The sequence below is a fragment of the Paraburkholderia sp. FT54 genome (assembly GCF_031585635.1).
Classification (GTDB): domain Bacteria; phylum Pseudomonadota; class Gammaproteobacteria; order Burkholderiales; family Burkholderiaceae; genus Paraburkholderia.
On the sequence record NZ_CP134196.1, the window covers coordinates 2,812,782 to 2,838,628 of the forward strand.

Sequence of the window (25,847 nt, forward strand, 5' to 3'; positions counted from 1 at the left end):
GCGCCGGCGGTGAGCCGCGTATGCGGTCGCCGCCATGAAATCGAAGCACAGCCTCGTCTGGCGCTGCGCACAAGCGGCGTTGAACGCACGGGTCAATCAGAAGCATCGAGCAGGCACAAAGGAGATTGCGGGAGATGAGCGAGACGACGCAAACCGCCGGTGCACAAGGCGGCAACGAACCCCAAAGCGGCTTCAAACCGAAGAAATCCGTCGCCCTGTCCGGCGTGACGGCGGGCAACACGGCCCTCTGCACGGTCGGCAAGACCGGCAACGATCTGCATTACCGCGGCTATGACATTCTCGATATCGCGAGCGCCTGCGAGTTCGAAGAGATCGCGTATCTGCTCGTGCATGAAAAACTGCCGACCCTGGCTGAACTCACCGCCTACAAGACCAAGCTGAAAGCGCTGCGCGGCCTGCCCGCGAATGTGAAGGCCGCGCTCGAATGGATTCCGGCCGCCGCGCATCCGATGGACGTGATGCGCACCGGCGTATCGGTGCTCGGCACCGTGCTGCCGGAGAAAGACGATCACAACCTGCCGGGCGCGCGCGACATCGCCGACAAGCTGATGGCCTCGCTCGGCTCGATGCTGCTCTACTGGTATCACTACTCGCACAACGGCAAGCGCATCGAAGTGGAAACCGACGACGATTCGATCGGCGGCCACTTCCTGCATCTGCTGCACGGCGTGGAGCCGTCGAAGGCGTGGGTCGACGCGATGCACGTGTCGCTGAACCTGTACGCCGAGCACGAATTCAACGCGTCGACGTTCACCGGCCGCGTGATCGCGGGCACGGGCTCGGACATCTATTCGGCGATCACCGGCGCGATCGGCGCACTGCGCGGGCCGAAGCACGGCGGCGCCAATGAGGTTGCGTTCGAAATCCAGTCGCGCTACCAGACGCCGGACGAAGCGGAAGCGGACATCCGCCGCCGCGTCGAAAACAAGGAAGTGGTGATCGGTTTCGGTCATCCGGTGTACACGATTTCGGACCCGCGCAACAAGGTCATCAAGGAAATCGCGAAGAAGCTCTCGAAGGAAGCGGGCAACAGCAAGCTGTTCAATATCGCCGAACGGCTGGAGTCGGTGATGTGGGACGCGAAGAAGATGTTCCCGAACCTGGACTGGTTCAGCGCGGTCTCGTATCACATGATGGGCGTGCCCACGGCGATGTTCACGCCGCTCTTCGTGATCTCGCGCACGGCCGGCTGGAGCGCGCACATCATCGAGCAGCGCGTCGACAACAAGATCATCCGCCCGAGCGCGAACTACACCGGACCTGAGAATTTGAAGTACCTGCCGCTAAATAGGAGAAAATAGCGGTCGCTGTGCGCTTTCAAAGCGCGTGCAGTTCAACCACGCGGTCGCCAGGACCGGTAGCCCGCGGAATGTTTAACTGAAACTAGATAGAAAGGTTTTCTCCATGAAAAAGCTGATGATCGCCGCCGTGATTGGCGCCCTGTCCACGACGATGCTGACCGTCGCGACCGACGCCGCCGCGCAAACGGCGACCACCACGAAGCCGGCTGCCAAGGCTGTGCCGAAAAAGCCGCAGCCGAAGCGCCTGATCAAGCGCAAACCGAACCCGGCCAAGGAAGCGAAGGTCGATCCGGTGCCGGACGGCGCGGAAAAGTGGTCGTGCAACGAAGGTCTGTCGTTCGACCTGAAGGGCGACATGAAGCGTGACCAGATCGTCACGGTTCACTGGGCCAACAAAAACTACAATCTGCCGCGCGAAGCGACCACCACGGGCGCAGACCGCTTCCACGACGCCGCAACGGGTATGGACCTGGTCGTGATCCCGACGAAGGCGATGTTGTTCTCGGACAAGGACAGCTCGCGTCTGGCCGACGAGTGCAAGACGGCAGCCATGCAGCAAGGCGCGCCGGCTCCGACGCAATCGAACGCGATCGACAAGACCAGCAACTAAATATCGTCATCAGGAAAGCTCTCCGATGTCCGCTCCGATTTCCAACGTGCGACCCGACCCGGACCCAGTCCTGGCCGATATCGTCGACTACGTTCTGGACTATCAGATCGACAGCGTGCTCGCGCTGGAAACCGCGCGTCACTGCCTGATCGATACGCTCGGCTGCGGACTCGAGGCGCTCACCTACCCGGCCTGCACCAAGCTGATGGGACCGATCGTGCCGGGCACGATCGTCCCCAACGGCGCGAAGGTGCCTGGCACGTCGTTCCAGCTGGATCCCGTTCAGGCCGCCTTCAACATCGGCGCCATGATTCGCTGGCTCGACTTCAACGACACCTGGCTTGCCGCCGAATGGGGGCATCCGTCGGATAACCTCGGCGGAATTCTGGCGACGGCCGACTGGCTCTCGCGCAGCGCCATCGCAGCGGGCAAAGCGCCGCTGGCGATGAAAGACGTGTTGATCGCCATGATCAAGGCGCACGAAATTCAAGGCTGTATCGCGCTCGAAAACTCCTTCAACAAGGTCGGGCTCGATCATGTATTGCTGGTCAAGCTGGCGTCGACCGCGGTGGTCGGCCAGTTGCTCGGTCTCACGCGCGAGGAGCTCATCAACGCGGTGTCGCAGGCGTTTGTCGATGGGCATGCGCTGCGCACGTACCGCCACGCGCCGAATACCGGCTCGCGCAAGTCGTGGGCCGCGGGCGATGCGACCTCGCGCGCCGTGCGTCTCGCGCTGATCGCGAAGACCGGCGAGATGGGCTATCCGTCGGTGTTGACCGCGAAGACGTGGGGCTTTTACGACGTGCTCTTCAAGGGCAACGCGTTCCAGTTCCAGCGGCAGTACGGTTCGTACGTAATGGAAAACGTGCTCTTCAAGATTTCTTTTCCGGCAGAATTCCATGCGCAAACCGCAGTGGAAGCCGCGATGAAGTTGCATGCGCAACTCAATGCTGCGGGAAGAAGCGTGGACGACATCCGCAAGATCACGATCCGCACGCACGAAGCCGCGATTCGCATCATCGATAAAAAAGGTCCGCTGAACAATCCGGCCGACCGCGATCATTGCATTCAGTACATGATCGCCGTACCGCTGATCCACGGCCGCCTGACGGCCGCGGACTATGAAGATTCGATCGCGCAGGACGCGCGACTCGATGTGCTGCGCGCGAAGATGGAATGCGTCGAAGACGCGCAGTTCACGAAGGATTACCACGATCCGGAGAAGCGTTCGATCGCCAATGCACTGACGATCGAATTCAACGACGGATCGACATTCGACGAGGTCGTAGTCGAATACCCGATCGGTCATAAGCGTCGTCGCGAAGACGGAATTCCGTTGCTGGTCGAGAAGTTCAAGACCAACCTCGCGCGCCGCTTTCCGGTCAAGCAACAACTGGCGATTCTCGACGTGTCGCTGGATCAGGCACGGCTCGAAGCCATGCCGGTCAATGAATACGTCGATCTGTACGTCATCTAGTCAAGTACTGTAGTTCCGCGATCAAACCAAGGAAAACACCATGGCCCACAACCTCCACAAAACGCTCAAGGAATTCGACAGCGGTTCCGGCAAAGGCAAGTTCTACTCCCTGCCGCAACTCGGCAAGGCACTGAACATCAAGATCGACCGCCTGCCGGTTTCGATCCGAATCGTGCTGGAATCGGTGCTGCGTAACTACGACGGCAAGAAAATCGCCGAAGAACATATCGAGCAGCTCGCCAACTGGAAGCCGACGGCTTCGCGCGTCGACGAAATCCCGTTTGTCGTGTCGCGCGTCGTGCTGCAAGACTTTACCGGCGTGCCGTTGCTCGCCGACATCGCAGCCATGCGCGGTGTCGCGAAACACATGGGCAAGGATCCGAAGTCGATCGAACCGCTGGTCCCGGTCGATCTGGTCGTCGATCACTCGGTGCAGATCGATCACTTCCGCGAAAAGAACGCGCTCGACCTGAACATGAAACTGGAATTCCAGCGCAACAACGAGCGCTACCAGTTCATGAAGTGGGGCATGCAGGCATTCGACACGTTCAAGGTCGTGCCGCCGGGCGTCGGTATCGTTCACCAGGTGAACCTGGAATACCTCGCACGCGGCGTGCACAAGAAGGCGGAAGGCGCGGACACGGTGTACTACCCGGATTCGCTGGTCGGCACCGACAGCCACACCACCATGATCAACGGTATCGGCGTGGTGGGCTGGGGCGTGGGCGGTATCGAAGCGGAAGCCGGCATGCTCGGCCAGCCGGTGTATTTCCTGACGCCGGACGTGGTCGGCGTCGAACTGAAGGGCAAGCTGCGCGAAGGCCTGACGGCGACCGACCTGGTCCTGACCGTCACCGAACTGCTGCGCAAAGAGAAGGTTGTCGGCAAGTTCGTCGAATTCTTCGGCGAAGGCACCGCGTCGTTGTCGCTGCCGGACCGCGCGACGATCGGCAACATGGCGCCGGAATACGGCGCGACCATGGGCTTCTTCCCGGTCGACGAGAAAACCGTCGACTACTTCAAGGGCACGGGCCGCACGGACGCGGAAATCTCCGCGTTCGAGAACTACTTCAAGGCACAAGGCCTGTTCGGCATTCCGAAGGCCGGCCAGATCGACTACACCAAGGTCGTGACGCTGGATCTCGGCACGGTGACGCCGTCGCTGGCAGGTCCGAAGCGCCCGCAAGACCGTATCGAAATCGGCAATGTGAAGTCGACCTTCAGCGACCTGTTCTCGAAGCCGGTCGCGGAAAACGGCTTTGCGAAGAAGGCAGGCGACCTCGAAGCGCAATACACGACGAGCAACGGCGTGGACGTGAAGAACGGCGACATCCTGATCGCCGCGATCACCTCGTGCACCAACACGTCGAACCCGAGCGTGCTGCTGGCCGCCGGCCTGCTGGCGAAGAAGGCTGTCGAAGCCGGCCTGACGGTCGCGCCGCACATCAAGACCTCGCTGGCGCCGGGATCGCGTATCGTCACGGAATACCTGACGAAGACCGACTTGATGAAGTACCTCGACAAGCTCGGCTTCACGCTGGCCGCTTACGGTTGCACGACCTGTATCGGCAACGCGGGCGATCTGACGCCGGAACTGAACGAAGCGATCACGAAGAACGACATCGTCGCGGCAGCGGTTCTGTCGGGCAACCGTAACTTCGAAGCGCGGATTCACCCGAACATCCGCGCCAACTTCCTGGCCTCGCCGCCGCTGGTCGTTGCTTACGCGATCGCCGGCAACATCACGCGCGACCTGATGACCGAACCGGTCGGCAAGGGCAAGGGCGGCAAGGACATCTACCTGGGCGACATTTGGCCGACCAGCGAAGAAGTCAACGATCTGCTCAAGTTCGCGCTGGACGCCGAAGCGTTCCGCAAGAACTATTCGTCGCTGACCAAGAAGGGCGACTTGTGGAGCAAGATCGAAGGCGAAGAAGGTCAAGTCTACGACTGGCCGAAGTCGACCTACATCGCTGAGCCGCCGTTCTTCGGTAAGGACTTCTCGATGACGCCGGCCGACAGCATCGCTGCAGTCAAGGACGCGCGCGCGCTCGGCATCTTCGGCGACTCGGTCACGACCGACCACATCAGCCCGGCTGGCTCGATCAAGGAAGACTCGCCGGCAGGCAAGTGGCTGAAGGAAAACGGCGTGCAGAAGGCCGACTTCAACAGCTACGGCTCGCGCCGCGGCAACCACGACGTGATGATGCGCGGCACGTTCGCCAACGTCCGGATCAAGAACCTGATGATCCCGACGAAGGCCGACGGTTCGCGCGTGGAAGGCGGCCTGACGATTCACCAGCCGAGCGGCGAACAACTGTCGATCTATGACGCAGCGATGAAGTACATCGACGCCGGCACGCCGACCGTCGTGTTCGCGGGCGAAGAGTACGGCACGGGCTCGTCGCGTGACTGGGCTGCGAAGGGTACGCAACTGCTGGGCGTGAAGGTCGTGGTCGCACGCAGCTTCGAGCGGATTCACCGTTCGAACCTGGTCGGCATGGGCGTTCTGCCGCTGCAGTTCAAGGGCTCGGACAGCGTGCAATCGCTCGGCATCACCGGCGAAGAAACGTACGACATCGAAGGCCTGGGCGCGGACTTCAAGCCGCAACAGGAAGTGACGCTGGTGATTCGTGGCAAGGACGGCAAGGAAAAGCGCGTGCAGGTGCTGCTGCGTATCGACACGCCGATCGAAGTCGACTACTACAAGCACGGCGGGATTCTGCCGTTCGTGCTGCGTTCGCTGCTGGCTGCTTAAGGCATTCGCTGGCCTGAACGGCAACTGCGAGCTGTTTTGCAGGGGCTGCGTCCTGTGGAGGACGCAGCCGACTTTGAAGCCCGACCGATGGTCGGGCTTTTTTTTAGCTGCGATTTTTCACTGCTATTTTTGGGCACGGTCGGACTTGAACGCGTCCGGGTTGTCGATGATCCGACGCTGGGTCATGCGGGCGTTCCAGTCGGCGTCGTCCGCGACCGGTAGGCTGGCGCGCGTCGTGATGTTCGCGCGCCGCTGCTGCACGGCCCAGTCGAGCAATGCCGCGCGCTCGGCTGTGTCGTTTGCGGACGAGGAGCGTGCGGGCCACCCGGGTTGTTTCGACACGGACGGCTGCGTGGCTGGATTGACCGCGCGACTCAGTGTGAGCCGTTGGTCGATTTGCGGCTTGCTGAAGCGTGCGCTTGGGACCTGGCCATGCGCCTTTGTGGGCCCGCTCGGCGCGACCTGACGTCGGGCCACGTGTGCGGTCGGAAGCGGCACGCGGTGATCGACATGCTGTGGCGTTGGCGTATTTGGAGGAGTTGTCTTCAATGTCGCGGCCGTCGACGTAGGAGCGTCTGGGACCGTCGCCTTCAGTGCCGCTCCAGCGGCCTGAGGTCCGCTCCGTTGAGCCGTCCTCGCGACTTCGACCGGCGATTGCGCCGTAGCCGTGGTCGTCGCCTTGTCGGCATCGTGCGTCGTACAGGTGGCCAGCAGCCAGCCCAGCACGATGCTGCAGCCCGCGAAGATCACCCCTCCGAGAATATGATCCGAACGCGTAGAACTCGGCCGCACCCTGCCCGAGTTCAGGTAATACCTGGCCTCCGCCAATTGCTCTTCAAACTGATGCGAATGGTCGCGCTGCCGCGGCCGCTTGTAGAAGAAGAGAAACTTTACGCCAGGTGGAAACACGCCGCGACGTGGTGGTGACGCCTGGCGTTGTAACGCGTTCTGGACTGCCTGTTGCGCAGCGGTGGGCGACAGGGCTTGTGGTTCGCGTTGCGCCGTGGCCTGTGCCTGCCGACGCCGCGAGCCGAACGGCGGCGGCAAGGCGTCAAACGGACGCAGACTCGGAAGCGCCAGATCGCCCTCGATCAAGGCCAACGGTCGGTTCATTGTGAGGCGCTCCGGTATGCGCGAGACGTTGCTTCAAGTTGAGTGATGAGGCTCCGCGCGCGCGCCATGAGCGCGTCGATCGATCCAGCGTTGTGTGCCAGTGGCGACAAACTCGCACGCCGCAACGCCTCCATCAGACTGCCTGCGCCGACGAGACCCACTGCTCCGCTCAACCGATGCAGCACGCTGTGAAGATGATCGAAGTCGCCTTCATGAAGCAACGCGCCGAGGCGTTCAAGGTCGTCGTTCATTGCCTGGCGCCAGTTGTTGAAAAATGCGCGGACATCGACGCCCTCTTCGGACAATGCGTCCAGGTAGCGACTTTCGAAGGGCTCAAAGGAAGCACTTGCAGCGGAATCGCGTGGCTGCGCGGCGCTGGAGAAGGGAACCGCCTGTGCGTTGCCAGTACCCGTTTGCGCAGATAGCTCCCGTTGTTCAATGGCAAACGGCGCGTTGAAAGTCGCGCATGGGCCTTTCACCGGGGTGCTCACGATGGCAAGCTCGCCACCCATGCACTGCGCCAATTTTCGGCAGAGTGGCAAATACGCGTCAGCGTCGCTGAGTCGTTTGCCCACCTTTGGATCATCAGTGACTGGACCGGAAAGCTGCGGCAGTGCGGCGGGCGCCGTCTTGTCAGCCGCATCAACTACGTTGATAAAGATACGTTGCAAGCCCGGATTCAACGACTGTGCCCACACGACGAGCGAAATCTCTCCCTGTGCACTGTGCTGGATCGTTCGGTTTAGCAAATGGAAAATGATCTGGCCTAACCGTGCGCTGTCGGCGCGAATCGTTTTGGTCACCGATTGACCGACGCTCGCGCGCAGCCGCAAATCGCGGCGAGAAGCAAACGGGACAAGCAGAGCGATAACACCGTCGATGAGTTCGCGCAGGTTCGTCGCACTCTCGTTGAGGATGAAGGCGCGCGACTCCAATGGCGAGGTATCCAGTAAATCGTTAAGCGTTTGACTCCATGTGCACACAGAAGAATGAGACAGGTTCACTATATTCATAGCCCGCAAGCCTAGTCGACCAGACGGTGCAAAGTCGCGAATTCGATCAGTCCTGCCAAAGACGAAAGACCGAGTTTTTCCTGAATACGGCCCTTGTATGTGCTGACGGTTTTGTCGCTTATAAACAAGGCGTCCCCTATCGCCTTGTTCGACATACCTTTCGAGAGCATTTGCAGAATCACGAGCTCCTTGTCCGACAGCTGCCCGATCCGCGCCTCTTCCCCTCCCACTCCATTGGCGAGTCCCATGCCGCCGCCACTGGCCGTCACCGGAAACACGGTATAGCCCGCCAGCACCGCCTCGACGCCGCGCATGATCTCCTTCATTTCCTGCGACTTGCCAACGAAACCGTGGACGCCCGAGCGCATCGCGCGCGGCGCGAATATGGCCGGGTCGTGGCCCGACAACACCATCACGCGAATCGGCGGATGGACGAGCTTGAGACGGGGAATCACATCGAGTCCACTGATGCGCGGAATGTCGAGATCCAGTATGGCTAGCTCCGGGGCGTGCAGCCTGGCCATCTCGACAGCGGTCTGGCCGTTATCGGCCTCGATCACGTTTTCAACGCCAAGCAACTGCACGAGCTGCATTTTGATGACCATACGGAATGCGGGATGGTCGTCGATAACCAGAATAGTTGACATATTTCCAATCCTCCTTAACACACGTTTGGCGATTATTTTTAGCGCCAAGCATCAATACGCGTCTGTGTGCGCGCCACAGTTGCCCGTGGCGTATACAGATACGACACGAACTACACGACGCGATCGACCTCGGGCGCGCCGTTGCCGGTCGCCGGCACCCAAGCTCACTTTTCAATGTAAAGGCCCACTAGGAACCTGCCGCGACAAGTTCGATCTCGACACGGCGATTCGGCGCGAGACATCGCATCAATTGATCGCGCTGCGTTTGCCGGCAATCGACCAGCGGATTCGCACTGCCCCTGCCCTGCGCGGCCATCGGCAAGCGCACGCCACGCGCTCGCAGATAGCGCTCGACCGTGTGTGCGCGTTGCGTGGACAGACCAAGGTTGTACGACTTGTCGCCAAGGCGGTCAGCGTAGCCGGTGATCTTCAGCTGCCGCATGGCGGGAATCTTCTTCAAACGAATGGCCACGTCATTTAACTGGCGTTTGCCCGCGGGCAACATGGCGGCGTCGTCACCGCCGTTGAATTGGAAAAGGGAATCGGTTTTTAGCGTAACCTTTCGCGGCGAATCCGCAGCAGGAACGGAAGCCGGGACACGTGCCGGCGCCGGAGCCAACGTCGGCGTTTTCAACGCCTGCTCGCATTGCAGCGCTGTTTCCGCCGATTGGCGCAAGTTGCCCTGCACTTCGGGCAAGCGTTTCTCAGCATTGGAAAAGCCGCGGCGCCATGCGTCATGCCCGGCCTGCATCAGTTCGACTTCGGCACAAGCGAGCGGCGGCTGCGCTTGCGGACATTGCGCAACCGCGGAATCCGACTTGATGGCATTGACGATTTTCCACAGATCGGGGCGCACGGTGGACACCGTGCGCAGCGCGGGATTGGCGGCGGATAACGGTGTGCCGTTCTCCAGGCTCATGGTGATCATGGCCGCCTGACCGATCGCTTCTTCGACGAAGCCCCAGTGGTCGTTGGCTTGCCGCGCCTGTTGCGCGGCATTGATCCAGCATTGTGCCTTGGCGTGAAAATAGCCGTTCTTGTCGCCCGGCAGCTTATCGAGCCGCGTCTGCAGAAATGCTAGCGCCGCGCTGCTGCTTGCCGCCGGCGCGTAGGTGCTGATCCATTGTGAGTTGACCGCGCCTGCGGCTTCATCCTGCGTGGCGCCGAAACCGCTTTGCAGCAAGGTGGCGTCTTCAACGCCGAGCCGGTCACGCGCGGCGTGGTCCGCGCAAGCGGTCAAGGCGAGCGCGCATACAAGCACCGTTAGCTGGTGTTTCATTGATTCCCCGCGTCGAGCGCATCTTCTTATTGAGGGCTTCGAGTATGAAGAGACGCTGAAGCGCAGGGAATGGGAGCAGTCTTAGATTAACGTCAGAAATTTGTTGATTGACATGCACTGCGAATAAAATTCGTCATCCATCGACGTAGATGTTCAAACCTTGACCGCCCGCGCCGCATTTCGCCCACGCAGCCACTCGAGCGCCAGCAACAGGCTGGTGGAAAAAACAATCAGAATGGTTGCCAGCGCGGCGATGGTCGGGCTGATATTTTCGCGGATACCGGTGAACATCTGTCGGGGCAAGGTAGTTTGATCCGCGCCCGCGAGGAACAGGGTCACGACGACTTCGTCGAATGAAGTCGCGAAAGCGAACAGCGCACCCGAAATCACGCCCGGCGCGATTACCGGCAATGTAATGCGGAAAAACGTCTTCACCGGATTCGCGCCTAGCGACAAACTCGCCCGAACCAGGTTGTAGTTGAAACCCTGCAACGTTGCCGCCACCGTCGTCACGACAAAGGGCACACCGAGCGACGCATGCGCGAGAATCAGGCCGATGTAGGTATTGGCCAAACCAAGCGGCGCAAAAAACAGGTACATGCCGACGCCGACCACCACCACCGGCACGATCATCGGCGAGATCAGGACCGCCATGAGCAGCCCTTTGCCGCGAAAGTTCGCCTTGGTCAGTCCGATCGCCGCCAGCGTGCCGAGCACGGTTGCGACCACCGTTGCCGAGGGCGCGACGATAAAGCTATTCTTGGCGGCCATGCGCCATTCATCGGACGCGATCAGATTCTGATACCAGCGCAGCGACCAGCCCGGAATCGGATACACCAGAAACGTGCTCGACGAAAACGACAGCGGCACGATCGCCAGCACCGGCAAGATGAGATACAGCAGCGTGAGCACGGCCAACGCACGCAGCGCGAAATACCACACGCGCTCGACGAAAGACGTATGCGGCGCGAACAAAGGCTTGGCAAGTTTCATCGCAATGACTCCGTTCAGCCGAGGCTCAGTGACGAACGCGTGAAGCGCCCGTAAATGACGTACAGCACGAGCGTCGCGGCGAGCAGCAGACCGCCGAGCGCGCACGCCATGCCCCAATTGATCGTCACGTTGGTGAAATACGCGACGTAGTAGCTGACCATCTGATCGTTCGGACCGCCGAGCAAGGCCGGCGTGATGTAGTAGCCAATCGCCAGAATGAACACCAGCAGTGCGCCCGCACCGATGCCCGGATAGGTCTGCGGCACGTACACGCGCCAGAACGCGGCGAACGGATGGCTGCCGAGCGAGACCGCGGCGCGCTGATAGGTGGGCGGGATCGACTTCATCACGCTATAGAGCGGCAGAATCATGAACGGCAGCAGAATGTGCGTCATCGAAATGTAGACGCCGGTGCGGTTGAACAGCAGCGACAGTGGATCGTGCAACAGCCCGCTGCCTATCAGCGCCTTGTTCACCAGCCCTTCGCTTTGCAGAATCACGATCCACGCCGCGACGCGCACGAGGATCGAGGTCCAGAACGGAATCAGCACGAGAATCATCACCAGATTCGCGCGACGTTCGGACAGTGTCGAAATCCAGTAGGCGAGCGGATAGCCGAGCAATAGCGCGAAGAACGTCACCGCCGCGCCGATCACGAAGGTGCGGCTGAACACGGCGAGATAAATCTGTTGATCCGGATCGGTCGGAATGATGTGGCCGAACGCGTCCTGTTTGTGGTCCAGCGAGGCCAGCAGATAAAACGGTGAATACTTGCCGGAATTTTTCGCAATGGCTTGCCAGTACGCGACGTCGTTCCAGCGTTCGTCCAGTTCGACGAATTTCGCATGAACCTGCGCGGGTGTCAGTTGCAAGGGCTTGCTGTTGTCGTCGACGAACGGCATGGCACGCGCGGACTTGGCGACCAGCGAACGGTAACCGGGAATCTCGACGTTCAGGCGTCGCGCGAGTGCGCCCAATCCGTCGCTGTCGGCGATGGCGGCGAGATCGACAGCCAGCGCGGTATAGGCGGTATCCGGCGGCGGCGTCTTGCGATCCCACGCGCTCAGCGACGCCAGTGTATGGGGCAGCGCGTTGACGACTTCGGGATTTTGCGCGGCGCGCGTGAGCAGCGCGCCGATCGGCACGACAAAAATCAGCAGCAGAAAAATCGCGAGCGGCGCGATCAGCAGCAGGGCCATGGCCCGCTTTCTTGATTCGGCAGCCTTCAGCTCGCGCTTGAGTCGGCCACTTGATTCAGGCGTCGAATCGGCAGCGATGGTCATCGTAGTCACACCGTCTCCTTGACGACCCGAGTCAGCGCTTCAGCGCTGACTCGGGTCCCACGCATCACCGCGCGCACATCGCTACCGCACGTGCGCGCGTCATTTCGCATCCAGAGGGCGCGGCTTCCAATAACAGCCGCGCCATCCCGCACAACGCTAACTACTTCGAAGCCCACGACGAAAACCGCTGCTCCAGTTCATCGCCATGGTCGGTCCAGAACGCCAGGTTCTGCAGCACCGCATTTTTCCCGTTAGCCGGCGAGTTCGGCAGATTCGCAAGCGTCTTCGGATCGAGCGCCTTGATCGCCGCCACATTCACCGGACCGTACGCGATGTTGTGCGCGTAGTCCTGTTGTGGCTTCGACGAAATCGAATAGGCGATGTATTTCTCGGCCAACGCCTTGTTCGGCGTGCCCTTCGGAATCGCCCAATAGTCGAGGTCGTAGATGCTGCCGTTCCACACCACCTTCAGGTTCTTGCCTTCCTTCTGCGCGGCGTCGATCCGGCCGTTGTACGCGGTGGACATCACCACGTCGCCCGCGACGAGGAATTGCGGCGGCTGCGCGCCCGCTTCCCACCACTGGATGTTCGGCTTCAGTTCGTCGAGCTTCTTGAACGCCCGGTCCTGGCCTTCCTTGGTGGCGAGCACCTTGTAGACGTCCTTCGGCGGCACGCCGTCGGCCATCAACGCGAATTCGAGGTTGTAGCGCGCGCCCTTGCGCATTGCGCGCTTGCCCGGGATTTTCTTGACGTCCCAGAAATCGGCCCAGCCGGTCGGCGCCGTTTTCAGCTTGTCGGCGTTGTACGCAAGTGCCGTCGACCACACGAAGAAGCCCACGCCACAGGTTTGCGGCGCTTCGGGAATCAGATCCGACTTCTTGCCGATCTTCGACCAGTCGAGTTTCTCGTACAGCCCTTCATCACAACCACGGCCGATATCGCCCGATTCGACTTCCACCACATCCCAGTTCACATGCTTGGCCTCGACCATCGCCTTCACTTTGGCCTGCTCGCCGTTGTATTCGACGGCGGTGACCTTGTTGCTGGACTCTTTTTCGAACGGCTGGTTGAATGCAACCTTTTGCGCGTCGCCATTCGCGCCGCCGAAATTGACAACCGTCAGTTCGGCTGCATTGACTTGCGCGGCGCCCAGCGCGAGCGCCACAGCACCGACAGCGATGGCGCAGCGCGATTTCCCGATCTTGCTCATGGTGTGTTGCTCTCCTTTGGTGGTGTGCTTCAGGCTACGTAGTGCGACTTTGTTATGTGCTGCTTGATCCGACCTGCCTGCATTGAACACTTTCAGTGTTCGACACATTCACGCCCCTGCAAAAACCCGCAGATGCTCGGGTGCGAACTCGAGTGCGACCGGCGCGCCGGGCGCGAAGGTGTCGAGCACGCCGGTGCCGAGCGGCACCTTCACGAAGCACTCGTCCTGTTGCGGCAGACCGCAACGCATGCGCACGTGGTCGCCGAAATAGATCAGCCCGCGCGCTTCACCGGCGAGCGCATTGGCGCCCGGCCGCGACGAGCCATTGGCCAGCTTCATGCGCTCGGGCCGGATGCACGCGACCGCCGGCGTGCCCGCCCGCGCGCCGCCGATATTGCGGCCGGTGAGGCGCGTGCCGTCGATCAGATGAAATTCGCAATACTCGCCGTCGACATTCGCGATCGTGCCGCGCAGCTTGTTGCTGTCGCCGATGAAGTTCGCCACGAACTCATTGCACGGCGATTCGTACAGACGATCCACGGTGTCGAGTTGCTGCACGATGCCTTTATCGAACACGGCAACACGATCGGACATGGTCAGCGCCTCGCCCTGATCGTGCGTGACGTACACGAACGTAACGCCGAGTTTCTCGTGCAGTGATTTAAGTTCGTACTGCATGTGTTCGCGCAACTGTTTGTCCAGCGCGCCGAGCGGTTCGTCCATCAGCACGAGCTTCGGCTCGAACACCAGCGCACGGGCGAGCGCGATACGCTGCTGCTGGCCACCGGAAAGCTGCGCCGGATAGCGCTTCGCGAAGCTCTCCATGCGCACCATCTTGAGCGCGTTATGCGTGCGGTGCGCGCGCTCATCCGCCGAAATCTTGCGCACGGTCAGCGGATATGCGACGTTCTGCTCCACCGTCAGATGCGGGAACAGCGCGTAGTTCTGAAACACCATGCCGATGTTGCGCTTATGCGGCGGCACGGTATTGAGCAGCGTGCCATCCAGCCAGATTTCGCCGCCCGTGGGAAATTCGAAACCCGCCAGCATCATCAGACAGGTGGTCTTGCCCGAACCGGACGGCCCGAGCAGCGTCAGGAATTCGCCCTGATAGATATCCAGATCGAGCTGTTTGACGACCAGCGTTTCGCCGTCGTAGGTCTTGCGCACACCTCGAAAGCTGACGATCACGTCTTCGGTTTTCATCGTCCAAGTCTCCTCTGCTGTCCGGCTGGCTCCCCCTGCAAAGCAGCGGGATTGCATCAATTGCGTGGCTCACTATAGACCGTTACGGTTCTACAATATGGAACCATTTCATTATTCCGGATAGAACCACTTGGACACCGTGATTTTGTCGGATTGGCTCGCCGCGCGGCTCGACCGCGCGGCCGCCGAACCGGTCTACCGGCAGACGTTGCGGCTCATGCAGCAGGCCATTCTGACCGGCCAGCTGCCGCCGGGCACCAAGCTGCCCAGTTCGCGCACGCTCGCCGAAGACCTCGGCATTGCGCGCAACACGGTGCTGCACGTCTACGACCAGTTGACCGCCGAAGGCTATGTGATCTCGACCACCGGCAGCGGCACCTATGTCGCCGACACGCGTCCGGACGCGGCCGCCGTGAACATGCGCAGGAAGCCGGCGGTGGCGAGCGTCGATAAAGAAGACAGTACGACCAGGGAAACTCCCAAGCCGCCAAAGCGCGATCTCGGCGACCTGTCGACTCGCGGACGGCGTCTGATCGACAAAGCCGGCGTTTCCGCCAAACAGTGGGGCGCGTTCATGCCGGGCGTGCCCGACGTCGCGGAATTCCCGGCGCGCACGTGGAGCCGGCTGCAGGCGCGTTTGTGGAAGGAAGCCAATCCCGATCTGCTCACCTACGCGCCCGGCGGCGGCTACCGGCCGCTGCGGCGGGCGTTGTCGGATTACCTGCGCGTGGCGCGCTCGGTGAATTGCACGCCGGATCAGATCATCATCACCACGGGCATCCATCAGTCGATCGATCTCGCGGTGCGCCTGTTGACCGATGTCGGCGACCGCGCGTGGGTGGAAGAACCGTGCTATTGGGGCGCGCGCAGTGTGTTGCAGTCATCGGGGATTACCCTCGTGCCGGTGCCGGTGGACGACGAAGGCCTGAATCCGCGCGAACAGGATCTGCAGCAGCCGCCACGACTCGCGCTCGTCACGCCGTCGCACCAATATCCGCTCGGCATGGTGATGAGCCTCGCGCGCCGCCGCACGCTGCTCGAATACGCGCGCCAGCACAACGTGTGGATCATCGAGGACGACTACGACAGCGAGTTCCGCTATGGCAGCCGTCCGCTCGCCTCGCTGCAAGGACTCGACGACGCCGGCCAGGTGATCTACGTCGGCAGTTTGGGGAAGATGCTGTTTCCGGGCTTGCGGATCGGCTACATGATCGCGCCGGAGCATCTGGTGGACACGTTCCGCACCGGCGTGGCCGAGTTGTACCGCGAAGGTCAATTGATGCAGCAGGCGGTGATGACCGACTTCATCATGGACGGGCACCTCACGTCGCACGTCCGGCGCATGCGTGCGCTATACGGCGAACGCCGGCAGATTCTGATCGACGCCATCACCGCGCGTTTCGGCAGCGAACTGCCGGTGATGGGCGACGAGGCCGGCCTGCACCTGGTGCTCGGCCTGCCGGATCACGCCAACGATCGCGCGGTGACGGCCGCGGCTTATGACGCCGGCGTGATCGTGCGTCCGCTCGCGAGCTATTACAGCAGCGATACGCCCGCGCGGCGCGGACTGCTTCTTGGTTATGCGTGTGTGCCGAACGACAAGATCGGTCCCGCGTTCGACACGCTCGCGCGCGTAATCGAACAAACCGCCTTGAAGGCGCCGACGCGCGCCGCCTGAACGCGCACTCACTTCAAACCGAAGTCGACTCGCGTCGTCGCGCCCTTGTCCTTGATGCCGTCGGCGTTCAGCTTCGGCGCGACGATAAATACGCGGCTGCTGTCGATCTTGCCGTCCAGATACTGCTGCACGCTCTGCGCCCGCTGTTGTGCGAGCTGGCGCAGGCTGGCATCGTCGATCGGTGCGTTGGCGGCGAGCGCGCTCTTCATTTCGTCGTCCGGCAAACTCTTGGTCAAGCCGACAAAATTGCGCGGCTTCTTGAAGTCCGCCGACTTGTACGCCTTGCTCAGATACTTGTCGTACTCCTTCGGGTCGACGGTGACGGTCGACAGATCGACACTCTCGCCGTTACCCACCACGTCCTTGATCTTCTGCTGCTTGACGAGGCGGTCCACGTAGCCGGTACGCAACGCGGGTTCGTCGACGGCCGGATCGACGCGGCCGATCAGATCCATGCGGATCGACGGTTTGTCGCTCAGCGCCTTCACGATCGTGTCGAGTTTCTGGGTGTCGGCGTCCGTGAGTTTCGCCGAGCCGGGTTCGAACTCGACATAGCCCAACTCCTCGCCACTGCCGCCGAACGCGTTGGCGATCAGCGAGAACGGCGCGGTCACCGCCTTCTGCAGCAGATTGAGCACGGCATGCCAGATCAGGCCGCCAATACTGAACTCGGGATTCGACAGCGAGCCCGACACCGGCAGGTTCACGTCGATTTCGCCACGCGAGTTTTTCAACAACGAGATCGCGAGACGCACGGGTAGTTTGGTCGCCGTATCGTTGTCGACGTGATCGCCGAACGTGAGCTGGTCGATGAAAATGTGATTGTTCGCGTCCAGCTGGTCGTTCGCCAGCTTGTAGTGCAGATCGACGTTCAGCTTGCCCTTGGTGATCGGATAGCCGGCATATTTCGCCGAATACGGCGTGAGATTGGTCAGTTCGATATCGTGCGCGACCGCGGTCAGATCGAGCGCCGGCTTCGCAATCAGCGGATTGACGGTGCCGCGAATCGACAGCGGGCCATTGGCCGCCAGTTTCGCGGCGATGTCGACCGGCGCGGGCGTGGTCGACTGCGTGCCGAACGCGCCAACCGTGCCCTGAATGCCGACCAGGTTCGCCGTGAAATTCGGCTTGATGAAGTTGTCCGTGTACGTCACGCGGCCCTGTTGCAGCACCAGTTGACCGAAGTGCAGCTTGACCGGGCTTTGCGGCGGCGCGGCAGCCGTCACCGTGGCAGCCGACCCAGCCGACGAAGCCGGCGCAGACGCGGCCGCGACCGTCGACGCTGCTTGCGGCGTCAACGGCACCGGCTCAGCGCCGCTCTTGTCGCGCGTCAACGATTGCGCGGCGCCGCTTTCATGCGCGACGACGTCCTTGAGGTTGAGCTTGCCCTGCGCGTCGAGCAGCACGCGTCCGTAGAACTTCGTGAACGTGACGCGCCCCGCGTCGACCACCGTGCCGTGCTCATCGTAATCGGCTTTCAGGTTGGACAACGCAAGCGAGCCCCATCCCGCGAATGGATCGGAGGTCGCCTTGTCGAGCATGCGGACTTCGACCAGCGCCACGTCGCCGTGGTAGGTCGCTTTCAGCGACTTCGCCTGATTCACCGCGAGGTCGCCGCTCGCGTTGAGCAGCGCGCTCGCGATCACCGCATTCAGCTTGCTGCCGAAATACGGTTCGAAGGCCGCCGCGTCGAGCCGGTTGGCGTTGACCTTGACGGCCACCTTGAGCGGCGTTGCCGTGACATCGCCCTTGACGCCGAGTGTGCCCTTCTTGTTCAGTGTGGCCTGCAGATCGACCGGCAGCGCGCGGCTCAGGTCGTCGCTAATGTTCTGCACCTTCAGTTGCAGCGGCGCGATGTTCAGTTTCACCGGCTGCGGCGTGGTGTTGTCGGTGAAATTGGCGGTGGCGTCCTTGAGCGTCAGCTCGCCGAGCTTGTAGTGCCATGCGGGCCCTTCCGCCTGCGCCTTCTTGACCGCGTGGATCGCGGTGCGCCGCGACGCGGCTTCATGCTGGCCGGCAAGCGCGGCGAGGTTGATGCTGCCGTCTTTCAGACGCTGCGCGTCGACCGCGAGGCCGGTCGTGTCGACGCTGGCGATCTCCGCGGTGCGCGCCGCCACGTCCACCTGTTTGAGCTTCACGCTGCCTTGCGCGAGCGAGATCAGCGGATCCTTGCTGTCGCGCGTCGCGACTTTCAGCGATTGCAGGTCCAGTTGTGAATCGGTGACCATCACCGCCACCGGCGACTTCGACCAGTTCGCGCCGATATTGGCGGTGGCGGAAAGCGCGCCGTCCGTGACCTGCGCGACGGTCGCGGTGTCGATATACGGTTGCAACAGCGGCAGCTTCAACGATTTCACATCCAGCTTCGCGCTCGCCGTCTTCGCCACGAGGCCGAACGCGCCGGCCACGCCGAGCGAGCCGCCGGCGTTCTTGAAATCGGTGTTCAGCGTGTAGTGCGCGGGCGTTGTGGCGAGTGTCGAGAAATCGGTCAACGTCACGGCCAGTTTTTGCAGGCCGACGTCGACGGGCCGCGAGGCGGCGTTGTCGTGGACGTTCACCGTGCCGTCATTGAGCACGAAGCGTTTGATCGACAGATCCAGCGGCGGCGCCGTCTTTTCGGTGGCGCTCGAACCGGATGCCGCAAGCGGCGCGCTCGCGGCCGGTCGCGCCGCGGTCGCCCCGGATGCCGGCGCGGGCGCGAACATCTTCTCGACGCTCACCACACCGTCTTTATCGCGCGCGAGATTGGCAGTGGGCGCGTCGATGCGGATCTCTTCGAAGTGATAGAGGCTCTTCAACGGTTCGAGCGTCGCGACGGCTACATGCACCGCGCGCGCCGCGAAGAACGGCGCCTTGCTCTGGTCCTGCACGTCCACGTCGTTCATATCGACGGTGCCCGCCACGCGCAGCGAAGGCGCGTCGTTGGACACCACGAAGTTGAGCTTGAGATCGGTGGACAGCTTGCCGGACTGCACGATCACCGGCAGCTTGGTCGGCACGTAGGACATGAGACGCGGCACGTCGAGACCCTCGAAGCGCAACGACACTTCCGACTCCCGCGACGCGGCAAACGGCTTGGTCCTGCCGTCGATGGCAAGCGGACTGCCGTCGATCCGCGCACGCAGCAACGGCTCGACGAAGATATCGGTTTTCGACGGCAGCGTGGCGATGAACGGAATGCCGAGCTTCCACTGATCGATCACGTGCGTCGCGCCGAGCAGCTTGTCGTCGAACGTGATCTGGCCGTTTTCGAGGCGAATGTTCGAGACGGAGAACAGCGTAGGTTTGCTATCGGGCTTGGCCGGCTGCTTCGAGAATTTCTCGATCAGGTCGGTGAAATTGAAGCGTTGCGCATCGTAGCGAACAATGTGAAAGCGCGGCGAATCGAGCTGCACTTCGTCGATGATCGGCGCCGCGCGAAACAGCGAACTCCATGACGGCTGCACGATGAGCCGCGAGATATCCACGAAGTCGCCCGCGCCGCCGCGCTCGCCAATATGCACACGATCGGCCTCGAGCTTGAGCGTGTACGGATTGAGCGCAATGCGGCCGATGGTGGCGGGGCGGTCGAGTTGTTTGCTGAGCTGTTGCTCGGCGATGTGGCGAATCAGCGGCGGCGCCGCGAAGAAGCCCAGCAGACCAAACAGTACAACGAAGATCAGCAGACCGGTAACGACACGCCGGGTACGGCGTGACTGCGCGACATCGCGCACGGTCTGCATGGACGAGGCTAGTGATGCTTTATTGAGGCTTGCCATGCTCGGTTTTGGGTAATGCGGCGGCAAGCCCGCCGCGAAAACGAAAATCCCGCAAGCGGCAGTATAAGTCGTGAATCTTTCGTCGGATATAAATGTAAGCCGGGGCTTACACATTACTCCGCGCGATAGCGTCGTATGTCCGCCGGGTTGAAGCGGCGGGCATGTTTTGCTCGGTGCGTTGCGCGGTCGGTTACCGATGCGCCGCTGTCACGTCACCGACACGTAGGCCGGTATCACTGACGCACGACGGCTGGCGGCTGCCAGCTACCGTCGGTAGCTTGCGGCTTGGGCGCGTACAAACGCAGCACGAGTTGCAGATCGGCGCGCGGCGCCGGCAGCCAGTTGCCGCTCCTGCTGCGAGCGGACGACACCGTCACGTCGAGCGAGCCGTCGCGGTTGCGGCGTGCGCCATTGCGGTCGCCCACCGCCAGACGCGCCGGTGCGCTTTCGCCAAGCGCGCCGTCCTTCGTGTAGGCGGTGATCGACCAGAAACCGCGCACTGGCGGCAACTGATTCGGCGCGAATTGGATCACGTAGCGGTTGGCGCCGTTGAGCGCATGACCGTCGCTGTCCTGCGTGACGACCGCGCGTACTTCGTCGTCTTTCGTGCCGATGCCCGGTTGCGCGTAAGCGGCATAGGCGCGCATCGCGTAGTCGGGGCCGTAGTTGCCCACACCGTCGCCGAACCAGCTCCAGCCATTGCCGGTCAGCAGATTGGACGGCGGCGTGACGACGCGCTCATGACCGTCGGCCAGACCCGCTGCGATGGCTTCCGGCGCATTCGGCAGCTTGACCGGCTCGCCTGCCGTCACGCCGAGGTCCGAGAGGAATTTCAAGGCATGCGGATCGGCCGGCGTCGGCGGGTTGCCAGGCAAGGCCTGTGCGAGCCGGGTGAAGAAGCCGTTCGCGTCGAGCGCGGCGACTTGCGCGGCCGGCGTGCCGGAAGCACCCGCGGCGGCGACATTGCTGCGCGGCGGCGTGATCGCGGCGGAGCGGGCGTCGCCCGCGTAGACGCTCAGCGGCGCCACGCGAATGGCGCGCTGAAGCTTGCGGACCGCCGTCAGATCGCGCGTGCCGTTCGACTGGATACGCACGCTCACCCATGCGTTGCGGGTCGGTACGTCGACGCGCTTCGCACCCTTGGGCAAATCACCCTGCCAACCTGGACCGACGAAGGCGATCACCTGCGCCTTGATGCCGGCCGCGCGCGTGGCGAACTGCGAACTGGTCGACCACACCACGTTGGTCCACATGTCGAGCACGCGGGCGTCGACATAGCGGCCATGCGAATCGGGCAGCGACACGATCACCGGTTCGCTGCCGACGTCCAGCCAGCCGGTTGAATCGAACGTATCGAGACTCGGCTGCATCGGACCGGACGCGCCGATCGGCGGCAATGCCTGCGCGTGGCGCAGCGTATTGAGCGGCGCCTGGCCCGGATCGGTGCCGACCGCCGCGTCGCGCGCGACACCCATCAGCACGAGCGGGTAGCCGAATACATACGAGTCGGCGACTTCGTCCTTGATCCAGCCGGTGGATTTTTGCGTCGCGGAGGGCGTCGATGCGCAGCCGGCCAGAAATGCGAGGCCTGCGAGCGATGCGCAGGTCCAGTGAATCGGAAACAGTACTCGGCGATTTTTTATCATTCGTTCAGGTGGCGGAACGTGCGGTCCTAAGGGAGACGCCGGCGTGCAGCGAACCCTGCTTGCGCGGCCTCCCAAAGCCCACGCAGACAGTCCGCGGTTCGCGATGCCGACAACACCGGGTTGTATCGTATCCTCTTTCACCGAGCAAGCGCAAAGGCATGAATAGCGCCGGGTCGCGCGCGCACGCCGCCCTTTTGCGGTACGGTTGACGTTTCTCGTTACGTTCGTCCTGGCGCCCCGTGCCTCGGGCGAGCTTTTTTCATCGCTGCTCTTTCGCCCCCTCGTATCCGGAGCGCTTCATGTACATGCCCGCCCATTTCGAAGAGAACCGCCCAGAGGTTCTCCATCGCCTGATCGCCGAGCAGCCTTTCGGCGCGCTGATCACCCACGGGCCGAACGGGCTCGATGCGAACCATGTGCCGTTCGAGTTCGAAGTCCCGTCGGCGGCCGGTGAAACGCTCGGTATCCTGCGCGCTCACGTCGCTCGCGCGAATCCCGTGTGGCAGGAGGCCGCCGCGAACCCGGAAGCGCTCGTGATCTTTCAGGGCCCGGCCGCTTATATCTCGCCGAACTGGTATCCGAGCAAGCACGAGGCGCATCGGCAGGTGCCGACTTATAACTATATGGTGGTGCACGCTCACGGCCGGATCGTCGTGCGCGACGACGAGTCGTTCGTACGCGGCCTGGTCGCGCGCCTGACCCGCAAGATGGAAGCCGGCGAACCGGCGCCGTGGAAAATGGGCGACGCGCCCGCCGATTTCATCACGCAGATGCTCGGCGCGATCGTCGGCATCGAGATCGAGGTGACGCGGCTGGTCGGCAAGTGGAAGCTCGGCCAGAACAAGGCTGCGGACGACCGCCGCGGCGCGGCCGAAACCCTGCTGGCGCGCTCGACCAACGAACAGCAGGCCGTCGGCCAGGCCATGCTGGACGCGCCGCCAGCCTTCTGAGCGGGCGTTTCGGCGAGCTATCGGCGCGCTGACGTACACCCCGCAATTCGTCCTTGACCTTCCCATCATGGGAAGGTCAATACTGGGTTCATGACGCGGCCCGATGCCGCCACGAGCCTTGCCTACCATGACCGAACTTGCCAATCCACAGCGCTCCACGGACGCTGTCACTTCTGCCGCCCGGACCGCCGAACTCGACATCGGCGGAATGACTTGCGCCTCATGCGCGCTGCGTGTCGAGAAAGCGCTCGCCAAAGTGCCGGGCGTCACGCGTGCGTCGGTGAATCTCGCCACTGAGCGAGCGCGAATCGAAAGTGATGCCACCGTCGATTCCGATACGCTCGCCAACGCCGTGCGCAAGGCGGGCTACGACGCGACGCTGTGCGCCTCCCCGGACGCCGCGCCGCTCGTGGCCGAGGTGCGGCAGTCCACGCAATTGGCGATCGGCGGCATGACCTGTGCCTCATGCGCGATGCGCGTCGAAAAGGCTCTCGCGAAAGTGCCGGGCGTGGTCGGCGCGTCGGTGAATCTGGCGACCGAAACCGCAACCGTCAGTCTGGACGGCGCGGCCGCCGCCCCGGACGCGTTGATCGCCGCCGTCAAGAAAGCCGGCTACGAAGCGGCCTTGATCGCGCCGCCCGACACACCGGCGGCTTCTGATCACGCCACTCCCGCCGCCGCCAGGCGCGACCCAACCCGCCGCGAACTGGCAACCGTGCTCGCCTCCGCCGTGCTGACGCTGCCGCTCGTCGCGCCCATGGTCGGCGAATGGTTCGGGCTGCACGCGATGCTCTCGCCGTGGCTGCAATTCGCGTTTGCCTCGATCGTGCAGTTCGCGTTCGGCGCGCGCTTCTATCGCGCGGCCTATCGCGCCGTGCGGGCCGGCGCGGGCAACATGGACTTGCTGGTGGCGCTCGGCACCTCGGCGGCGTATGGCATCAGCGTCTATGAACTGGCGACCCATCCGGGCGACATGATGCATCTGTATTTCGAAGCGTCGGCGGTCGTGATCACGCTGGTGCGCTTCGGCAAGTGGCTGGAAGCGCGCGCCAAGCGCCAGACCACGGACGCCATCCGCGCGCTCAACGCGCTGCGTCCCGAGCGCGCGCGCATTCGCGTCGGCGCCGATGAACGCGACGTGCCGCTCGCGCAAGTGCGGGTCGGCACGGTGGTGATCGTGCGTCCCGGCGAACGCGTGCCGGTCGACGGCGCGGTGCTCGAAGGCCGCACGCATATCGACGAATCGCTGATTACCGGAGAAAGCCTGCCGGTGCCGAAGCAGGTGGCCGACGCGGTCACCGCCGGTTCGATCAACGGCGAAGGCGCGATTGCCGTGACGACCACCGCGATCGGCGCGGAAACGACGCTCGCGCGAGTCATCCGCCTCGTGGAAAGCGCGCAGGCCGAGAAGGCGCCGATCCAGCGCCTCGTCGACCGGGTCAGCGAAATCTTCGTGCCGGCGATTCTGGCGATTGCCGCGCTTACGCTGGCGGGCTGGCTGATCGCCGGCGCGGGCGGCGAAACCGCGATTCTGAACGCGGTCGCCGTGCTAGTGATCGCCTGCCCGTGCGCGCTCGGATTGGCCACGCCGGCGGCCATCATGGCCGGCACCGGCGTCGCGGCGCGGCACGGCGTGCTGATCAAGGACGCCGAAGCGCTGGAGACCGCGCATCGCGTGACGATCGTCGCGTTCGATAAAACCGGCACGCTGACGCTCGGGCAACCGTCGGTGACGGCGTTCGAGCCGATTGGCGGCGTCAGCCGCGACGAGGCGCTGGCGCTTGCCGCGGCGGTGCAGCGTCATAGCGATCACCCGTTAGCGCGGGCGGTGTTGAAGGCGCATGAAGTCGCGGCGACGAACAGCGGCGACGTGACGGCGGCGGACGCTGGCGGTGTGGCGGCAGCGTCCGCTGGCGGCACGGCAGCGACGGAAACTGGCGTCGCGGTGGCGTCCGGACAAATCCCGCCGCAGCATGCGAGCGCCGCGCGCGCGGTGGCAGGCCGCGGCGTCGAAGCGGACGTCGACGGGCGCACGCTCGCGCTGGGCAGCACGCGCTGGCTCAACGAACTCGGCATTGACTTGCCGGCGGAACTCGCCACGCGCGCTCACGAACTCGAAGCCGCGGGCAACACCGTTTCCTGGCTCATGCAGCGCGAAGCGCCCGCGGCACTCGCCTTGATCGCTTTCGGCGACACCGTCAAACCGACGGCACGCGCGGCCGTCGAACGGTTGGCGCAAATGGGCATCAAGAGCGTGCTGGTCACCGGCGACAACCGCGGCAGCGCGGCGAGCGTGGCCAAGGCGCTCGGCATCGACGAATTCCATGCGGAAGTTCTGCCCGACGACAAGGCCCGTGTGATCCGCGATCTGAAGATCCGCAGCGCCGGCATCGTGGCGATGGCGGGCGACGGCATCAACGACGCCCCCGCACTCGCCGCCGCCGACATCGGCATCGCGATGGCGACCGGCACCGACGTCGCCATGCACGCGGCCGGCATCACGCTGATGCGCGGCGATCCGGCGCTGGTGGCCGACGCCATCGACATCTCGCGCAAGACCTGGCGCAAGATCCAGCAGAACCTGTTCTGGGCGTTCGTCTACAACCTGATCGGTATTCCGCTGGCCGCCTTCGGTTTGCTGAACCCAATGCTCGCCGGCGCGGCAATGGCCTTTTCGAGCGTGAGCGTCGTCACCAATGCGTTGTTGCTACGCGCCTGGCGCGGCGCGCAGGCTCGTTCGGCGCGCTGAGCGAACGCGGCGGCGAGAAATGCCGTGCACGCGCGGGGCCTATTAGCGGCGTCGTGATCAACGCGTTGTAGCGGCACGAAGGGCAGTTCGGCGCGCTGAGCGCGCCGCGTACCGAAACGCCTCGCTGGCAGCAGCGCCAATTACGAAGCGCTTTC

Annotated in this window: 17 protein-coding genes; 7 read left to right on the forward strand and 10 right to left on the reverse strand. The window is 63.0% G+C overall.

Annotated features, from left to right (window positions below):
- The first annotated feature begins 134 nt into the window (after window positions 1–134).
- The 4 genes from prpC (at window position 135) to acnA (ending at window position 6,167) form a co-directional block, all read left to right on the forward strand.
- Complete coding sequence (gene prpC, locus RI103_RS32225; RefSeq protein ID WP_310816778.1) at window positions 135–1,322, forward strand: 2-methylcitrate synthase; 1,188 nt, start codon at window positions 135–137, stop codon at window positions 1,320–1,322.
- Between the two features lie 103 nt (window positions 1,323–1,425).
- Window positions 1,426–1,932, forward strand: a complete 507-nt coding sequence (locus tag RI103_RS32230) for a hypothetical protein (RefSeq protein ID WP_310816779.1) — start codon at window positions 1,426–1,428, stop codon at window positions 1,930–1,932.
- 25 nt (window positions 1,933–1,957) lie between these two features.
- Entirely contained in the window at window positions 1,958–3,409 is a 1,452-nt protein-coding gene (locus tag RI103_RS32235) for a bifunctional 2-methylcitrate dehydratase/aconitate hydratase (protein ID WP_310816780.1), read from the forward strand.
- 40 nt (window positions 3,410–3,449) lie between these two features.
- The gene (gene acnA, locus RI103_RS32240; RefSeq protein WP_310816782.1) at window positions 3,450–6,167 is read left to right on the forward strand and encodes an aconitate hydratase AcnA; all 2,718 of its coding nucleotides are present in this window, start codon (window positions 3,450–3,452) and stop codon (window positions 6,165–6,167) included.
- Between the two features lie 123 nt (window positions 6,168–6,290).
- Here acnA and RI103_RS32245 read toward each other — a convergent pair whose 3' ends face one another.
- The 8 genes from RI103_RS32245 to RI103_RS32280 all read right to left on the reverse strand — a co-directional run bounded on the left by RI103_RS32245 (window position 6,291) and on the right by RI103_RS32280 (window position 14,911).
- The gene (locus RI103_RS32245; protein WP_310816783.1) at window positions 6,291–7,280 is read right to left on the reverse strand and encodes a hypothetical protein; all 990 of its coding nucleotides are present in this window, start codon (window positions 7,278–7,280) and stop codon (window positions 6,291–6,293) included.
- Window positions 7,277–8,293: an ATP-binding protein gene (locus RI103_RS32250; RefSeq protein ID WP_310816784.1), complete on the reverse strand. Its 1,017-nt coding sequence runs from the start codon at window positions 8,291–8,293 to the stop codon at window positions 7,277–7,279. The genes RI103_RS32245 and RI103_RS32250 overlap by 4 nt, the downstream gene beginning before the upstream one ends.
- An 11-nt stretch (window positions 8,294–8,304) precedes the next feature.
- Complete coding sequence (locus RI103_RS32255; RefSeq protein ID WP_310816785.1) at window positions 8,305–8,940, reverse strand: response regulator transcription factor; 636 nt, start codon at window positions 8,938–8,940, stop codon at window positions 8,305–8,307.
- A 187-nt stretch (window positions 8,941–9,127) separates the two neighbouring features.
- Window positions 9,128–10,219, reverse strand: a complete 1,092-nt coding sequence (locus RI103_RS32260; RefSeq protein ID WP_310816786.1) for an OmpA family protein — start codon at window positions 10,217–10,219, stop codon at window positions 9,128–9,130.
- Between the two features lie 153 nt (window positions 10,220–10,372).
- Entirely contained in the window at window positions 10,373–11,212 is an 840-nt protein-coding gene (locus RI103_RS32265) for an ABC transporter permease (RefSeq protein ID WP_310816788.1), read from the reverse strand.
- Between the two features lie 14 nt (window positions 11,213–11,226).
- Window positions 11,227–12,495 carry an ABC transporter permease gene (locus RI103_RS32270; RefSeq protein ID WP_310818629.1) on the reverse strand — a complete coding sequence of 423 codons (1,269 nt, stop codon included), beginning with the start codon at window positions 12,493–12,495 and terminating at the stop codon, window positions 11,227–11,229.
- Between the two features lie 160 nt (window positions 12,496–12,655).
- A complete protein-coding gene (locus RI103_RS32275; protein WP_310816790.1) occupies window positions 12,656–13,705 on the reverse strand; it encodes an ABC transporter substrate-binding protein in 1,050 nt (349 codons plus the stop codon).
- Window positions 13,706–13,813: 108 nt separating this feature from the next.
- Entirely contained in the window at window positions 13,814–14,911 is a 1,098-nt protein-coding gene (locus tag RI103_RS32280; RefSeq protein WP_310816792.1) for an ABC transporter ATP-binding protein, read from the reverse strand.
- Between the two features lie 130 nt (window positions 14,912–15,041).
- Here RI103_RS32280 and RI103_RS32285 point away from each other — a divergent pair, with 130 nt between their 5' ends.
- On the forward strand, window positions 15,042–16,589 hold the full coding sequence (locus tag RI103_RS32285; RefSeq protein WP_310816793.1) for a PLP-dependent aminotransferase family protein: 1,548 nt from the start codon (window positions 15,042–15,044) through the stop codon (window positions 16,587–16,589).
- A gap of 8 nt (window positions 16,590–16,597) precedes the next feature.
- Here the strand turns inward: RI103_RS32285 and RI103_RS32290 are convergent, their stop codons facing one another.
- Complete coding sequence (locus tag RI103_RS32290) at window positions 16,598–20,347, reverse strand: DUF748 domain-containing protein (RefSeq protein WP_310816794.1); 3,750 nt, start codon at window positions 20,345–20,347, stop codon at window positions 16,598–16,600.
- 233 nt (window positions 20,348–20,580) lie between these two features.
- On the reverse strand, window positions 20,581–21,993 hold the full coding sequence (locus RI103_RS32295) for a DUF1254 domain-containing protein (RefSeq protein ID WP_310816795.1): 1,413 nt from the start codon (window positions 21,991–21,993) through the stop codon (window positions 20,581–20,583).
- A gap of 299 nt (window positions 21,994–22,292) precedes the next feature.
- Here RI103_RS32295 and RI103_RS32300 point away from each other — a divergent pair, with 299 nt between their 5' ends.
- Together RI103_RS32300 and RI103_RS32305 are read left to right on the forward strand one after the other, a co-directional pair.
- Window positions 22,293–22,943, forward strand: coding sequence for an FMN-binding negative transcriptional regulator (locus tag RI103_RS32300; RefSeq protein ID WP_310816796.1), 651 nt, complete (start codon window positions 22,293–22,295; stop codon window positions 22,941–22,943).
- Window positions 22,944–23,070: 127 nt separating this feature from the next.
- Entirely contained in the window at window positions 23,071–25,692 is a 2,622-nt protein-coding gene (locus RI103_RS32305; protein ID WP_310816797.1) for a heavy metal translocating P-type ATPase, read from the forward strand.
- Window positions 25,693–25,847 lie beyond the last annotated feature (155 nt).